We start from the raw sequence: 14,833 nt of genomic DNA on the forward strand, positions 1-14,833 counted from the left end.
GGCGAGGCCGGGTGGCGTGACCTCGGCAACCACCGGCGGGCTGCCGTTGTCGTCCTGCAGGCCCGGGGCGATGGCGAGGCCGGGTGGCGTGACCTCAGCGACTACCGGCGGGCTGCCGTCGTCCTGCTGGCCCGGGGCGGTGGCGAGGCCGGGCGGCGTGACCTCGGCAACCACCGGCGGAGTGCTGTTGTCGTCCTGCTGGCCCGGCGCGATGGCGAGGCCGGGTGGCGTGACCTCGGCGACCGCCGGCGGGCTGCTGTTGTCGTCCTGCGGGCCCGGCGCGGTGGCGAGGCCGGGCGGCGTGACCTCGGCGACCACCGGCGGGCTGCCGCTGTCGTCCTGCCGGCCTGGCGCAACGATGGGGCCGGACGCACCCGCCGCGGGCTCCGGCGGGCGGTTGTCGTCCTGCGCAGCCGGCCTGGAGCCGGGGCTTGGCGGCGCGGGGTTGGCGACCGGGGGCGCGATCTCCGCCTGGTCCTGAGGCGCCGCACCTCGATCCGCGACCTGCGTCGCACGCGGCGCCTCCGCGCGGCCTGCGTCACCCTCGCCAGCCGAGCTCTTCGGCGCCGTCTCGGTGGCGGGCGAACTCAAGCTCACCTGCCGTTCGGCAGCCTCGACGCGGGCCGGGGCCGGCGCAGCCTCGGCGGAGGCGGGCGCCGACTCGACAAGCCGGGCGGTCTGCTGCGCAGCCGCTGCGGCGTTTTCCCCCGTCGCGGGCGCCGCCGCCAGCAACTCGGAGAATCCGCCAACGGTGGCCATGGCGTTGGGCAGCGTCGCGGCAGGCTTGCTGGCGCCGGCAGGCTCGGTCACCGCGGCGACGGCGAACGGGTGCGGCGCCTTGGCGGCCTCGCCAGCAGGTGGCGTCGCGAGGGGCTGCGCATCCGCCAGCCCGGCGCTGCCCGGCGTGTAGCGAAAGGGGCCGATCACCGTGGCGCCGGTGCCTGCAGCGAAATCGGGTGCGGCCTCCGCGGGCCCCTCCGGGCTCCAGCGCCAGCCCCTGGCGGAAAGGCTGAACTCCGAGGAGAAATCGCCCACGAAGCCGGCGACCCCCGCCTGCCCGGTCTCGGCCGGGCTCCCGTCGCCCTTGCCTCCCCCTTCGCCGAATCGGGCGGCGCGTTCCGCGGCGCCGAGCCCCAGCAGCCCCGCCGCCAGCGCCCCGATCCCGGCAAGCTCGCCCGCCCTCGGCGCCAGCGGATCGGCCTGGCGGCGGGCCTGGTGCCAGCGGGCCAGGCTCTCGGCCTCCTCCGCGGGGGTGAGGGCGGGGCGGTCGGGCCTCGGCGGGGGGGCAGCCTCGAAGAAAGGTGCATCTTCCGCCGCGCCCTTGCGGCGCCGCCCATGCCGCGGCCAGATTCGCCCGATGCCCGCCATGCCAGCCTCCACCCCTCGCTGCTGCTGTCACACGCGCAACGCCGGGCGGAGCGGAACGGGCATGCGACCTCGCGGGTCGTTCCGCAGGATGCGGTGACGCCTGCGTGAACTAGACGGCGATGCGGCCGAAGATCGCCGTCAGCAGCGCGAACAGGCCGCCGCCGACCAGGAAACCCACCAGCGTGCCGTTGATGCGCACATATTGCAGGTCCTTGCCGACCCGCAGCTCGATCTTCTCCGTCACGGTGGCGGTATCCCAGCCACGCACGACGCCGGCGATGAAGTCGGAGATCTGCGCGCGGGCATTCGGCAGCAGCGCGATCAGCACCCGCTCCGCTGCCCGGTTCAGGCGCTCGCGCGCCGCCGGGTCATGCGCAAGCACGTCGCCGAGATTGCCGAGCATCCCGGCGATCACCTGCACCGTGCGGCCGGAGGGGTTGGCGGCATCGGCCTCCATCGCCGTCCGCAGCCGCGCCCAGATGTCGCCGAGCCAGGCGGCGACCGCCGGATGGGCCAGCGCCTCCCGCACGGCGCGGCCGATGGCGGCGGCGCGTTCGGGGTCCTCCTCCATCCGGGCGATCTCGGCGCGCACCCATTCCTCGAAGGCGTGGCGCAGGTCGGAATCGCCGGGCTCCACCCGGTCCAGCTCATGGTTCAGCGCGCCGAGCACGCGGCGCGCGATCGCAGCGCCGGCGATCCAGCCGACCAGCGAGCCGCCTTCCGCGCGCACCCGCGCCTCGATGGCGGTCCTGAGCTGGTCCTCCTTGGCGGTGAGCACGACCTTGAGTTGGCCGACGGCCAGCCCGAACACCTCCTGATGGCGGCCACCCTCGATCAGCGCGGTCAGCGCTTTGGCGATCACCTTCGCCGCGCCGGGGCCGCCGGCCAGGCGCGGGACGATGCGGGTCAGCAGCCGCCGGGCGCGGCCATCTTCCAGGCTGGCCAGCACCTTCGGCATGGCGCCGGCCAGCGCCACCGCGGCCGGGCGCACCGCATCGGGGTCGGCCAGAAAGTCGCGCAGGATGCGCGCCAGATCGAGCCGGCCGATGACGCGCCGCACCTCGTCTTCCGTGAAGACGTGGTTCGCCACGAAGCGGCCGAGGCCGGCGCCCAGGCGCTCCTTCTGGCGGGGGATGATGGCGGTGTGCGGGATCGGCAGGCCGAGCGGATGGCGGAACAGTGCCGTCACCGCGAACCAGTCGGCGATGCCGCCGACCACGCCCGCCTTGGCCGAGGCCTGCAGCAGCTCGGTCCAGTAGCCCGGCGGCAGCCAGTAGGAGCCCACCAGCAGCCCGCCCATGCCGGCCAGCAGCGCGGTGGCGAGGGCGCGTTGGCGGGTGAGCGCCCGTCGCAGCTCCGCCTCCGGGTCGAGAGGGGCGGGGAGGGGGAGGGGATCGGGTCTGCCCTGCATGCCGCACGCAGGTAGGCCGCGCGATGCCCTTTGCCCAGCGGGGCCGTCAACGCTATAGGGAATGCTACGTTATAAGGTAGCCATGCGAGACCTGCTTCCCTCCGATCCGCTCGCGCTGTCCGCCGGCGCCGCGCTGCGGCTGCTGCTGGCGGCCGGCGTGCTGGCGCTGCTCTGGGCGGCGGTGGCCTGGGCGCGGTTCGTCTGACCATGCGCGGCCCCGAACTCCGTATCGAGCACCTGACGGCGACGTACCGCCGGCATCCGGCGGTGCACCACCTTTCCGCGCGCTTCGCTCCGGGCAGCCTGACGGCCATCGTCGGGCCGAACGGGGCGGGCAAGACCACCCTGCTGCGTGCGGTGGCGGGGCTGCACAAGGTGGACGAAGGCCATATCGCCGTCGCCCATGCGGATGGCCGCAAGCCGCGGGTGGCGCTGCTGCCGCAGCAGTCGGGCATGGACCGCGGCTTCCCGATCCTCTGCCGCGACGTGGTGCTGCAGGGGCTGTGGTCCCGCCTCGGTGCCCTACGCGGTGCATCGCGGAAGGATCTGGAGCGCGCCGCCGCGGCGCTGGAGGCGGTGGGCCTGGGCGGCTTCGGGCCGCGGCCGGTCGGCGAGATGTCGGCCGGGCAGTTCCAGCGCCTGCTCTTCGCCCGGCTGCTGGTGCAGGACGCCGACCTGATCCTGCTGGACGAGCCGTTCAACGCCGTGGATGCACGCACCGCCGCCGACCTGCTCGCGGTGCTGAAGCGCTGGCATGGCGAGGGGCGGACGGTGGTGGCGGTGCTGCACGACCTGGAACTGGTCCGCGCCGAGTTCCCGGATTGCCTGCTGCTGGCGCGCGAGAAGATCGCCTTCGGCCCGACTGCGGAGGTGCTGACCGCCGCCAACCGCCTGAAGGCGCGGATGATGGCGGAAGCCTGGGACGAGGCGGCGCCGGTCTGCGACAGCCGGGCGGCGTAGATGCTTGCCCTCAGACGCCGGGCGCACGCCTGGCTTCCGCGCCGACGCGCTGATGCGCCCGGTTGCGGCCGAACGCTGCGCGCGGGCCGCCTTCGCGACCCCGAGGCGCGCCACCTCCTACCGCATGGCTGAGTTCCTCTTCGGCCCCTTCCTCGAATTCGGCTTCATGCGCCGCGCCCTGGTCGGCTGTCTGGCGCTGGCCTTGGCCGCGCCGCCGCTCGGCGTGTTTCTCATGCTGCGCCGCACCAGCCTGACCGCCGAGGTGCTGGCGCATGGCGTCACGCCGGGCATCGCCGCGGGCTTCCTGATCGCGGGCCTCTCCGTACCCGCCATGTCGCTAGGCGGGCTGGTGGCGGGGCTGGTGGTGGCGCTCGGCGCGGGCGCGCTCTCCCGTGCGACCGGCGGGCGGGAGGATGCGGCGCTGACCGCGCTCTACCTCATCGCGCTGGCCCTCGGGGTCGCCATGGTCTCGCTGCGCGGCGACGCGGCGGACCTGACGCATCTGCTGTTCGGCCAGGTGCTGGGCGTGGACGATCCGGCGCTGTTCCTGATGGCCGGCGTGGCGACGCTCACCCTGCCGGCGCTTGCCCTGGCCTGGCGGCCGCTGGCGCTGGAATGCTTCGACCCCGCCTTCGCCCGTGCCGAGGGCGCGCAGGGCGGGCTGTGGCACATGCTGCTGCTGGTGCTGGTGGTGCTGAACGTGCTGGCCGCCTTCCAGGCGATGGGCACGCTGATGGCGGTGGGGCTGATGATGCTGCCGGCCGTCGCCTCCCGCCACTGGTCGCGGGAGCTCTCGGGGCTGGCCTATGCGGCGGTGGGGATGGCGGTGCTGGCGGCCTATGGCGGGCTGCTCGCCTCCTATCATCTGGACGTGCCCTCCGGCCCGGCCATCGTGCTGGCGGCGGGGCTGCTCTGGGCCGTCTCTGTGCTGGCGGGGCCGGTGGACGGGCTGCTGCCGCGGCTGGTCCGGCGCCCGCACCTGGCGGGGTGAGCCTGCCGGCTACAGCTTGCCATGCTCGGTATGGGCGGTGAGCCGGTCCAGCGTGCCGAGCACCAAGGCGCCGACCAGGAAGGTGCCATGGATCGCCAGGGCCCACATCACCTTGCGGTCATCGTAGGTCGAGGTTTCCATGAAGATCTGCAGCAGGTGGATCGAGGAGATCGCGACCAGCGAGGTGGACAGCTTGATCTTCAGGTTCCCCGGATCGACCGTCGCCACCCAGGAGGGCTTGCCCTGCTTGTCCTCCTCCGACAGGCGCGAGACCAGGCTGTCATAGGAGGCGATCACCACCGTCATCACCAGCGAGGCCACCAGCGCGGCATCCAGCAGGTGCAGCAGCCCGATGAGCATCGCGGTCTCTTCCGCGCTGAGCGCGGTGGTGGTGAAGATCCACAGATTGTAGCCGAAGCGGACTGCGTAGGCCGCGAGCGCCACGCCAAGTCCGATGAAGAACACCGCCAGAATCCAGCGGCTTGCGAGGACGGCCTTGTCCAGTTTCACGTACATGTCAGTCTCCCGGCAGGACAGTGTTAGATGTGTCGCCTGACACGGAGGGAAGCATGACGATTCGTCGCATCGCCGAGGAGGAACGCCTGTCGGGCGCGGTGGTCGGGGGCGGGCTGATCTGGCTCGCCGGCCAGGTCGCCGACGATGCGAGCCTCGATGCCGAGGGCCAGACCGCCGACATCCTGCGCCAGATCGATGCCCTGCTCGCCGAGGCCGGCACCGACAAGCGCGCACTGCTCTCGATCACCGTCGTGTTGGCGGATATCCGCGACGCGCCGGCGATGAACCGTGCCTGGGATGCCTGGCTCGACCGCGGCCACAAGCCGGCGCGGATGACCATCGAGGCGCCGCTGGTGGACCCAAGCTGGAAGGTGGAGATCACCGGCGTGGCCCAGGCCCCGCAATGACACCGCCACGATGACCGCGCCCCGCCGGCACGGCCACGGTCGCCCCGGGTTGGCGGCGTGGCTGCAGCCGACCGCCCTCTCGCTGTCGCTGGCTGTGATGGTCGCCTGGGGTGTCGGCGATGCCGGATGGATGCTGCCGGCGACGGTGGTCGGCTCCGCCGGCGTCGGCCTCGGCGTCCTCTACTGGCTGTTCCCGCACGGGATGCATTTCGCCATCGGCACCTCGGCCGGGCAGGCGCTCTATGCCACGCTTTTCGTCGTGCTGGGCCGCGCGCAGTTCCCCGATGCGCCGGACTGGTCGCGGTCGCTGGCCTATCTGCTGCCGGTGGTCGCCTTCATCGGCATGGCCGCCTGGCGCCGGCGGGAAGTGGCCTCGATCGTCTCCCACCATGGCGAGCAGGACCTCGAGCAACTCCCATGGACGGGGCGATGGCTGTTCCTCGCCGCGCTGGTGGGCGTGGTCTGCTTCGTGCTGCCGGTGAACCGGCAGGAGCCGATGGTCCAGGGCGCGGCGCTGCTGGCGGCGATGGCGGTGATCGCCGGCATCGTGGCGCTGGCCGAGCGCAACGTGGTGCGGCTGCTGGTGGATGTCTCGCAGATCATGGACGAGATCTCCTCCCGATTGCGCCACCTGGTGGTGCCGGCCACCGCCTTCCTGCTGCTGTATGCGCTGGCCGTGGTGTTCTTCGCCGCGGCCTACCGGATCTCCGACGGGCTTTCGCACGTGCCGCTGTTCAACGGGCCGGGCGGGCCGATCCGCATCACCTATTCGGATGCGCTGCACTTCTCGCTCGCCACCCTCTCCACGGTCGGCTACGGCGACATCCATCCGCACGACAACGGCATCCGCGTGCTGGCCAGCCTGCAGGTGGTGGCGGGGCAGCTGTTGCTGCTGTTCGGCTTCGCCGAGATCATGCGGGCGCGGGAGAACCGGGTCGCCGCCCGGCATCTCGACCACAAGTCGCAGGACGGGCATTCTCCGCCCGGTGGCTGACGCGCCCGGGCGTCAGCCGGCCTTTCCGGCGGTGTCGCGGGCCACCATCGCGCCGGCCCGGCGACGTGGTTCCGCCGCAATCGCCGGGCATCTGTGGCGCTGCGCTGGATATTCGCGATGCACATCCTCCTGACCGGCGGCCTGGGCTTCATCGGCTCGGCCGTCATCCGCCACCTGATCCGCACCACCGACCACGTCGTGGTCAATGTGGACAAGGAGACCTACGCGGCCAGCCATGAAGCGCTGGAGGAGGCGCGCGGCCATCGCCGCCACGTGCAGCTCAAGGCCGACATCTGCGATGCCGAGGCGATGCGCGCGGCCTTCGCCGAATGGCGCCCGCAGGTGGTGATGCACCTGGCGGCCGAGAGCCATGTGGACCGCTCGATCGACGGGCCGGCCGAGTTCATTCGCACCAACGTGGTCGGCACGCAGGTGCTGCTGGAAGCCGCGCGCGGCCACTGGAACGGGCTGGAGGGCGCGGCGAAGGAGGAGTTCCGCTTCCACCATGTCTCCACCGACGAGGTGTTCGGCGCGCTCGACCACGGCGACCCGCCCTTCTGCGAGACCACGCCCTATGACCCGCGCAGCCCCTATTCGGCGTCGAAGGCGGCGTCGGACCACCTGGTGCGCGCCTGGCAGCACACCTACGGCCTGCCGGCCTTCGTCTCCAACACCACGAACAACTACGGGCCCTGGCAATTCCCGGAGAAGCTGATCCCGCTGGTGGCGCTGAACGCGCTCGAGGGGCGGAAGCTGCCGGTCTATGGCGATGGCTCCAACGTGCGCGACTGGATCCATGTGGAGGACCATGCCGAGGCGCTCTGCGCCGCCGCGCTGGGGGCCGGGAGGCCGGGCGAGACCTATTGCATCGGGCCACGGCAGGAACGCACCAACCTGCAGGTGGTGAAGGCGATCTGCACGGTGCTGGACCGGCTGCGGCCCGATCCGGCCGGCCCGCGCGAGAGGCTGATCACCTTCGTGAAGGATCGCCCCGGCCACGATTTCCGCTACGCGATGGACCCCGGCCGCGCCGAGGCGGCGCTGGGCTGGAAGGCCCGCTACGACTTCGAGGCCGGGCTGGAGCAGACCTTGCGCTGGTACCTCGCCAACGAGGCCTGGTGGGGCCCGATCCGCGCGCGGCGCTATGCGGGGCAGCGGCTGGGCCAGGCGGCGCCAGCCGCCGGCGGTTGAGGACGGATACGCAATGGCGTTCGACGGCTGGCGCGGCAAGCGCATTCTGGTGACCGGCGGGGCCGGCTTCCTCGGCAGTGGCCTGTGCCATGCGCTCGCCGCCGAGGGCGCGCGGGTGGTGGCGCTGGATGCGATGGTGCCGGATGGCGGCGCCAGCCCGCTGAACCTCGAAGGCAGCAACGTGATGCTGGTGCGCGGCGACATCCGCGATGCGGAGCTGCATTCGCTCTGCCAGGGCATCGACGTGATGTTCAACATGGCCGCGCAGACCAGCCACATGGGCGGCCAGCGCGACCCCGTCGCCGACATCGCGATCAACGCGGTGGCCCAGGTGCGGCTGATCGGCGCGATGCGGGAGGCGGCGCCGAAGGCGGTGGTGGTGCATGCCTCGACGCGGCAATTCTACGGCCGCCCGCAATACCTGCCGGTGGACGAGAAGCACACCGTCAACCCGCCGGATGCCAACGGCGTGTCGAAATGGGCGGGCGAGCAGTACTGGCTGCTGGAGAACCGCGTGCATGGGCGACCGGTGGTCTCCCTCCGGCTGACAAATTGCTACGGGCCTCGCCTGCGCATCAAGGATGCGCGGCAGACCTTCCTCGGCATCTGGATCCGCCGCGTGCTGGAAGGCGAGGCTTTCGAGGTGTGGGGCGGCGAGCAGCTGCGCGACCTCACCTATCTCGACGACGTGGTGGACGCCTTCCTGCGTGCGGCGCAGCACGCGCATGAGGCGCAGCTCGGCGGCAAGGTGTTCAACATCGGCGGCGCGCCGCCACTCTCGCTGAAGGACCTGGCGGAGAAGCTGATCGCGGCGAATGGCGGCGCCGGCCGCTACGAGATCAAGGAGTTTCCGGCCGACCGTGCGCCGATCGACATCGGCAGCTTCGCCGCCGACGACCGCGCCTTCCGCGCCGCCACCGGCTGGTGGCCGCGGGTGGACGTGGATGAGGGGCTGCGCCGCTCGCTGGGATGGTATCGCCCGCGCCTTGCCGAATACACGGCCTGAGGAGAGGCCAGATCGATGAACGCCACCACCATCACCGTCCCGCAGGCCGATCCCGGCGCGGGCTACCGCGCGCAGAAGGTGGAGATCGACGCCGCCGTCGCGCGCGCGCTCGGCTCAGGCTGGTACATCCTCGGCAAGGAGGGGGAGGCCTTCGAGGCGGAATACGCGGCCTGGCAGGGAGCAAGGCGCGCCATCGGCTGCGCCAACGGCACCGATGCGCTGACGCTGGCACTGCGCGGCCTCGGCATCGGGCCGGGGGCGACGGTGGTCACCGTCTCCCACACCGCGGTCGCGACCGTCGCGGCCATCGAGATGGTCGGCGCGACGCCGCTGCTGCTTGACATCGACCCCGACACCTACACGATGGACGCCGAGGAGCTGGTGGCGGTGCTGGACGACCCGCCGCCCGGCCTGCCGCCGATCAAGGCGGTGATCCCGGTGCATCTGTACGGCCAGGCCTGCGACCTCGCGCCGATGCTCGCGGCGGCGAAGCGCCACGGCGTGGCGGTGATCGAGGATTGCAGCCAGGCGCATGGCGCGACGCTCGGCGGGAAGAAGGTCGGCAACCATGGTGACGTGGCCTGCTACTCGCTGTACCCGACCAAGAACCTCGGCGCGCTCGGCGACGGCGGGGTGCTGACGACCGACGACGCGGCGCTGGCCGACCGCATCGGCGCGATCCGGCAATATGGCTGGAAAGAGCGCTACATCAGCGCGACGGTCGGCGTGAACTCCCGCCTCGACGAGTTGCAGGCGGCGATCCTCAGGGTGAAGCTGACGGCGCTCGATGCCGGCAATGCGCGGCGCCAGGCGATCGCCGCGGCCTATGACGCCGCGTTGGCCGGCGGCCCTATCGCGCCGCCGCTGCGCCGCGCCGATGCCGGGCATGTCTTCCACCAATACGTGCTGCGGGTCGCGGACCGCGCGGCGACGATGGCGAAGCTGCGCGCCGAGGGCATCGCCACCGCGATCCACTATCCGCAGCCGGTGCATCTGCAGCCGGCCTATCAGGGCCGCACGCCGATGGGTCCGGCCGGCTGCGCTGAGACGGCGCGCGCCGCGGGCGAGGTGATGAGCCTGCCGATGTTTCCCGAACTCACCGACGCGCAGGTAGAGCGCGTCTGCACGGCGCTGCGCGGGCTGTAGAGCGGGACCCGGCGCGCCGGCGCAACACTCCGTCATCCCCGCGCCTCTTGTCGCCCGGCCGGGCAATCCCGACGTCCGGGGCATGATCGACGCGAAGGCTCTCCTCGAACGGTTCCTTGGCGCACCGGGAACCGCTGGACAGAACCCGAACGCCGCCGGACCGCCGGCCGCGAGCCCATGGGGCGCGCAGCCACCCGCCGCGACGCGCGGCGGCGGTGCCCCGCTCGACCTCGGTGGCACCGCGCAACAGGTGCTCGGCCGCATGGGCGGCGCCGGCGGCGTGGCGGCGGCGGGCGGGCTGCTCGCGGTGCTGCTCTCCGGCAAGGCGCGCAAGCGCGGCGGCGGGCTGCTCAGCCATGGCGGCGCGGCGGTGCTCGGCGCATTGGCGCATCGCGCCTGGCAGAACTGGCAGGCCGGCCAGGCGCCGGCCAGCGCGCCGGTGGCCGGTCCGCAGGACGCGGTTGCGGTGGATGCGCGCTTCCTGCCCGGCGCCACGCCGGCCGCCGGCGCCGAGCCCTTCGAGCTCGCGCTGATCCGCGCGATGGTCGGCGCCGCGCGGGCGGATGGCCACATCGACGCGACGGAACGCGCGCGGATCTTCGAGCAGGTCGAGAAGGCCGGGCTGGATGCCGAGGCGAAGGGCTTCGTCTTCGACACCATCGATGCGCCGATCGGCGTGCGCGAGGTGGCGGCCGCGGCGCGCACGCAGGAACAGGCGGCGGAGCTCTACCTGGCCTCGCGCCTGGCGATGGATCCGGACGAGCCGGCGGAGCGCGCTTATCTCCAGGCACTGGCGCATCGGCTGCAGCTGCCGGCCGACCTCGTCGCCCATCTCGACCGACAGGCCGACGCCGCCGCGTAGCTTCCGCCTTCGCATGGACACCCCGGCGCGCTCATGATTTCGTGAGCCCGACAGAGGGGGCCATTCCATGCGTGTGTTGCTGATCGTCGCTGCCATTCTTTCCGCCGTGTTCCTGCCTGGCGGGGCGGCGGCGCAGCCGCGCGGCACGGGGAACGTGATTTTCTTCCACCCGGATGGCATGGGCGTGAACCACTGGGGCGCGGTGCGCCTGCACACGGTCGGCCCCGATGGCAGGCTCAACTGGGACCGGCTGCCGGCGATGGCGGTCTATCTCGGTCATATGCAGGATGCCGCGACATCCACCAGCGAGGGCGGCGCGAGTACCCATGCCTATGGCGTGCGCACAAACTCCAACGCCTATGGCATGCATGAGGGCGAGCGCATCCGCCCGCTCGGCGGCGGCGAGGGTTCCATCGCCCACCAGGCGATGGCGCGCGGCCGCTGGGTCGGGCTGGTCAATTCCGGCGATGCGATCGAGCCGGGCACCGGCGCCTTCATCGCCAGCGTGCAGCGCCGGAGCAACCGCGAGGAGATCGTAGCGCAGCTGGTGGAAAGCGGCGTGCGCGTGCACCTCGCCGGCGGCGAGCAATGGTACCTGCCGCGCGGCATCATGGGCCGCTTCGGCGAGGGTCGCCGCACCGATGGCCGCAACTTGGTCGAGGAGCTGCGCGCCAAGGGCTATGCGGTGGTGTTCACCGCCGACGAGCTGAAGGCGTTGCCGGCGGATGCCACCCGCGTCTGGGGCATCTTCGCGCGCGACCACAGCTTCAACGCGCGGAAGGAAGCGGATCTGGCGCCGGAGAACCTGCCGCTCTATCAGCCGGGCTCGCCGACCGTGGCCGAGATGGCCGAAGCCGCGCTGCGCGTGCTCGCGCGCGCGCCGGACGGCTTCTTCCTGGTGGTGGAGGAGGAGGGAACGGACAATTTCGCCAACTCCAACAACGCCGCCGGCCAGCTGGAGGCCGGGCGGCGCGCCGACGAGGCGATCGGCCTCTTCACCCGCTATGTCGCGGCCAATCCGCGCACGCTGATGCTCACCACCTCGGATTCCGATGCGGGCGGCATGCAGGTGGTCGGCCCCGGCGTGCTCGACCGCCGCCGCATCCGCGAGGGCCAGCCGATGGCCGAGCGCGACGGCAACGGCGCCCCCTGGGACGGTCCGACCGGCACGGCGGGCGTGCCCTTCATGAGCGCACCCGACCGCAACGGCCGCCGGCACCGCTTCGCCATCACCTGGGCGACCGACGACGACGTGGCCGGCGGCATCCTGGTGCGCGGGATCGGGCTGAATAGCAACCTGATCAGCGGGACGATGGAGAACACCGACATCTACCGGGTGATCCACCGCACGCTGTTCGGGCAGGCGCCGGATTGAGCGGTCAGAAGCCTACGCAGCCCGCGCGCGTCGTCACCATGACGCTCTCCTGTCCGAAGCGGGCGCGGTAGGCGGCGATCACCGGCGCCAGCCGCGCCGTCGCCTCCGCCGGCGTTCCGCCGGGCAGCGCCACCAGCAGCAGCTTGGTCCGCTCCCGCGCAACCTGCCCCGCGCGCCCGCGCCATTGGCCGGCGCCATCCAGCACCGTCAGGCCGTCGGGGAAGGCGGGGGTGACCACCTCGTCGAGGAAACGCGCCCAGTCGGCGTCCGAGACCACCTCGCGCCCGCCGGCATTGCGGCCGAAGAAGGTCTCCGCCACCGTCGCCGGCGAGAGGCCGGCCGGGCAGGCGGCCAGCGCTTCCCCCTCATGCGCTCCCTGGGCCGCGCAGCCGGCGAGCAGCAGCGGCAGCAGCAGCGCCGCGCACCTCGCGCGGTCCCGCCGGAGGCGGGCGATCATGCCGTCGCGGCGAGCAGCACGACCCCGGCGCAGATCAGCCCGATCGCCGCCAGTTTCTGCGCGCCCAGCGGCTCGCCGAAGGCGCCCCAGCCGATCAGTGCGATCACCACATAGCTCGCCGCCGTGCACGGCAGCGCCACGCTCATCGGGATCTTCCGCAGCGCGATGATGTAGAGCAGCGCCGCCCCGCCATAGGCGCCGAGCCCGATGATGGTCTGCCAGCGGAACAGTTGGTCGAGGAACCCCGCCTCCGCCGCGACGGAACCCGATGCCCCGGCCTTCAGCAGCACCTGGCCGATCAGCGAGGTGGTGATCGCCGCCGCCAGGGTGATCCAGGCCGCCGTCATCGCGCCGCTCACGAGACCGCGCGCATGCGTGGCGCCTCGGCGCCCGGCTGCGTGCCGACCGCCGGGCCTGCGGTCACCACCTCCCGCACCACCCCCTGCGGCTTGCCATTGGCCGAGAGGAAGGCGCGACCGACATACTCGCCGAGCACGCCGAGGATCAGGAACTGCACGCCGGCGATCAGCAGCGTGATCGTCATCATCGAGGCCCAGCCGGAGGGCGTCTCCCCCATCAGCGCCTCCGCCGTCACCAGGAGGGCGCCGAGCAGTCCGGCGATGCCCATCGCCACGCCGGCCAGGATCGCCAGCCGCAGCGGCAGCACGGAGAAGTTGGTCGCCAAGTTCAGCCACAGCAGCACCAGGCGCTTCAGCGTATAGTTGCTGCGCCCCTCGGCGCGCGGCAGATGCTTCACTTCGATGCTGTCGAGCCGCTGCGTCACCTGCATCAGCAGGCCGTCCACATAGGGGTAGGGCCCGCGGTACTTCGTCACCTCCTGCACCGCGAGCGCGCTCATGCAGCGGAAGGAGGAGAGGTAGAGCCCCTTCGGTTTGTCCAGCAGCATGTCCGCCACCTTGTTGGCGAAGCGGCTGCCGAGGTTGCGCCAGCCCTCATGCTCCTTCACTGCGTAGCGGGTGTAGACCACGTCCCAGCCGCCGAGCCGCGCATGGTCGTAGAGGCGCAGCACCTCCTCCGGCGGGTTCTGCAGGTCGTCGTCCATGGTGATGACGTAGCTGCCGCGCACATGCCGCAGCCCGGTCATCACCGCGTTGTGCTCGCCGAAGTTGCGCGCGTGCTCGATGTAGGTCAGCGGCACCTTGGCGGCCTTCTGGAGCGCACGGCAGACCTCGCCGGAATTGTCCGGGCTGCCGTCGTTGACCAGGATGATCTCCAGCCCCCCGGCCGGCCGCAGCTGCGACAGCGCCTCCACCAGCGCACCGACCGTGGCGGCGCCGCGATACACCGGCACGACGATGGAAAGGCCGATGGCGGCGTCGGGGGAGGCGGCGGGGCGCGCGGCCTGGCGTTCGGGGTCGGTCACGTCCGTCGTCTCCATCACGGCCGGGTGGCCAGGATCAGGATCGAGCCGCCGCCGGGCATCGGCACGCCGCGCAGCCCGAGCCAGCGCTCGACCTCCGAGACGGCATGCAGGCTGGCGTCGATCCAGGGCGGGAAGTCGGTCACGTCGCTCGGCGCGTCCGGGCGGCGCTGCAGCACCTTGCGCTGCAGCACCATCAGCGGCAGCAGCAGGCCGTTCCAGTAGCGGCCCTCGACCTCGGCGAAGCCGGCCGCCTGCAGCAGCCGCGTGGCGCCGCTGCGGGTGAAGCGGCGGGCATTGTGCACGCGGATATCATGCGCGCTGGTCAGCCATTCATAGGCCGGCAGGTTGAGCACCAGCGTCCCGCCGGGCCGCAGCACGCGGTGAAGCTCGGCCAGGGCGCGGGCCGGCTCCACCCCGGCATGGGAGATGACGTCGATGCTGACCGCGGCGCCGAAGCTGGCATCGGGGAAGGGCAGGCGGTTGGCATCGCCGGCGGCGACCGGGCGGCCCGATTTCGTCGCGGCGCGCCGCGCCGCCTCCGGCACGTATTCCAGCCCGACCGGCGCACTGTCCGGCAGTTCGGCGCCGAAGCGGCGCAGCATCCCGCCGGTGCCGCAGCCGGCATCGAGCAGCGGTCCGCGTGCCCCGGGGCGCCGGCGCAGCGCGTCGAGCACGCGCGCATGGGCGGCGCGGTACCACCACATGCCGTCCTCGGCAGTGTCCATCAGGGCGTATTCGGCTGGCTCCACGAGAACCTTGTGACGC

16 protein-coding genes and 1 pseudogene are annotated in these 14,833 nt (G+C 72.4%); 10 read left to right on the forward strand and 7 right to left on the reverse strand.

Annotated elements, in window-relative coordinates; translation table 11 throughout:
* Window positions 1-1,368, reverse strand: a pseudogene (locus ACESM1_RS24555) (hypothetical protein); the annotation flags it as partial.
* Between the two features lie 109 nt (window positions 1,369-1,477).
* Window positions 1,478-2,779 carry a DUF445 domain-containing protein gene (locus tag ACESM1_RS24560; RefSeq protein WP_372623862.1) on the reverse strand — a complete coding sequence of 434 codons (1,302 nt, stop codon included), beginning with the start codon at window positions 2,777-2,779 and terminating at the stop codon, window positions 1,478-1,480.
* Window positions 2,780-2,861: 82 nt separating this feature from the next.
* Between ACESM1_RS24560 and ACESM1_RS24565 the strand changes: the two genes are divergently transcribed.
* From ACESM1_RS24565 to ACESM1_RS24575, 3 genes are read left to right on the forward strand one after another with little or no spacing between them, the layout of a single operon-like run.
* On the forward strand, window positions 2,862-2,984 hold the full coding sequence (locus ACESM1_RS24565; protein ID WP_372623863.1) for a hypothetical protein: 123 nt from the start codon (window positions 2,862-2,864) through the stop codon (window positions 2,982-2,984).
* Between the two features lie 2 nt (window positions 2,985-2,986).
* Window positions 2,987-3,739 carry a metal ABC transporter ATP-binding protein gene (locus tag ACESM1_RS24570; protein ID WP_372623864.1) on the forward strand — a complete coding sequence of 251 codons (753 nt, stop codon included), beginning with the start codon at window positions 2,987-2,989 and terminating at the stop codon, window positions 3,737-3,739.
* Between the two features lie 4 nt (window positions 3,740-3,743).
* Window positions 3,744-4,730: a metal ABC transporter permease gene (locus ACESM1_RS24575; protein ID WP_411278381.1), complete on the forward strand. Its 987-nt coding sequence runs from the start codon at window positions 3,744-3,746 to the stop codon at window positions 4,728-4,730.
* A 9-nt stretch (window positions 4,731-4,739) separates the two neighbouring features.
* On the opposite strand, the gene ACESM1_RS24580 is transcribed toward ACESM1_RS24575, so the two are convergent.
* The gene (locus tag ACESM1_RS24580; protein ID WP_372623865.1) at window positions 4,740-5,246 is read right to left on the reverse strand and encodes a TIGR00645 family protein; all 507 of its coding nucleotides are present in this window, start codon (window positions 5,244-5,246) and stop codon (window positions 4,740-4,742) included.
* Between the two features lie 53 nt (window positions 5,247-5,299).
* On the opposite strand from ACESM1_RS24580, the gene ACESM1_RS24585 reads away from it, so the two are divergent.
* The 7 genes from ACESM1_RS24585 to ACESM1_RS24615 all read left to right on the forward strand — a co-directional run bounded on the left by ACESM1_RS24585 (window position 5,300) and on the right by ACESM1_RS24615 (window position 12,227).
* On the forward strand, window positions 5,300-5,653 hold the full coding sequence (locus tag ACESM1_RS24585) for a RidA family protein (protein WP_372623866.1): 354 nt from the start codon (window positions 5,300-5,302) through the stop codon (window positions 5,651-5,653).
* 10 nt (window positions 5,654-5,663) lie between these two features.
* A complete protein-coding gene (locus tag ACESM1_RS24590) occupies window positions 5,664-6,647 on the forward strand; it encodes a potassium channel family protein (RefSeq protein ID WP_372623867.1) in 984 nt (327 codons plus the stop codon).
* Between the two features lie 117 nt (window positions 6,648-6,764).
* Entirely contained in the window at window positions 6,765-7,838 is a 1,074-nt protein-coding gene (rfbB, locus tag ACESM1_RS24595) for a dTDP-glucose 4,6-dehydratase (RefSeq protein WP_372623868.1), read from the forward strand.
* 13 nt (window positions 7,839-7,851) lie between these two features.
* Window positions 7,852-8,844: an NAD-dependent epimerase/dehydratase family protein gene (locus ACESM1_RS24600; protein ID WP_372623869.1), complete on the forward strand. Its 993-nt coding sequence runs from the start codon at window positions 7,852-7,854 to the stop codon at window positions 8,842-8,844.
* Between the two features lie 15 nt (window positions 8,845-8,859).
* Entirely contained in the window at window positions 8,860-9,990 is a 1,131-nt protein-coding gene (locus ACESM1_RS24605) for a DegT/DnrJ/EryC1/StrS family aminotransferase (RefSeq protein ID WP_372623870.1), read from the forward strand.
* A gap of 82 nt (window positions 9,991-10,072) precedes the next feature.
* A complete protein-coding gene (locus ACESM1_RS24610; protein WP_372623871.1) occupies window positions 10,073-10,852 on the forward strand; it encodes a tellurite resistance TerB family protein in 780 nt (259 codons plus the stop codon).
* A 67-nt stretch (window positions 10,853-10,919) separates the two neighbouring features.
* Entirely contained in the window at window positions 10,920-12,227 is a 1,308-nt protein-coding gene (locus ACESM1_RS24615; RefSeq protein WP_372623872.1) for an alkaline phosphatase, read from the forward strand.
* Between the two features lie 4 nt (window positions 12,228-12,231).
* Here ACESM1_RS24615 and ACESM1_RS24620 read toward each other — a convergent pair whose 3' ends face one another.
* Genes ACESM1_RS24620 through ACESM1_RS24635 form a run of 4 tightly spaced genes read right to left on the reverse strand, consistent with a single transcriptional unit; the run spans window position 12,232 to window position 14,793 of the window.
* Window positions 12,232-12,684, reverse strand: coding sequence for a DUF3574 domain-containing protein (locus ACESM1_RS24620; protein ID WP_372623873.1), 453 nt, complete (start codon window positions 12,682-12,684; stop codon window positions 12,232-12,234).
* Window positions 12,681-13,031, reverse strand: a complete 351-nt coding sequence (locus ACESM1_RS24625) for a DMT family transporter (protein WP_372623874.1) — start codon at window positions 13,029-13,031, stop codon at window positions 12,681-12,683. Before ACESM1_RS24625 ends, ACESM1_RS24620 begins: the two co-directional genes overlap by 4 nt.
* 8 nt (window positions 13,032-13,039) lie before the next feature.
* Window positions 13,040-14,068: a glycosyltransferase family 2 protein gene (locus ACESM1_RS24630; protein ID WP_372623875.1), complete on the reverse strand. Its 1,029-nt coding sequence runs from the start codon at window positions 14,066-14,068 to the stop codon at window positions 13,040-13,042.
* Between the two features lie 14 nt (window positions 14,069-14,082).
* The gene (locus ACESM1_RS24635; protein ID WP_372623876.1) at window positions 14,083-14,793 is read right to left on the reverse strand and encodes a class I SAM-dependent methyltransferase; all 711 of its coding nucleotides are present in this window, start codon (window positions 14,791-14,793) and stop codon (window positions 14,083-14,085) included.
* Window positions 14,794-14,833 lie beyond the last annotated feature (40 nt).

Source organism: Falsiroseomonas sp., from assembly GCF_041690465.1.
GTDB lineage: Bacteria > Pseudomonadota > Alphaproteobacteria > Acetobacterales > Acetobacteraceae > Falsiroseomonas.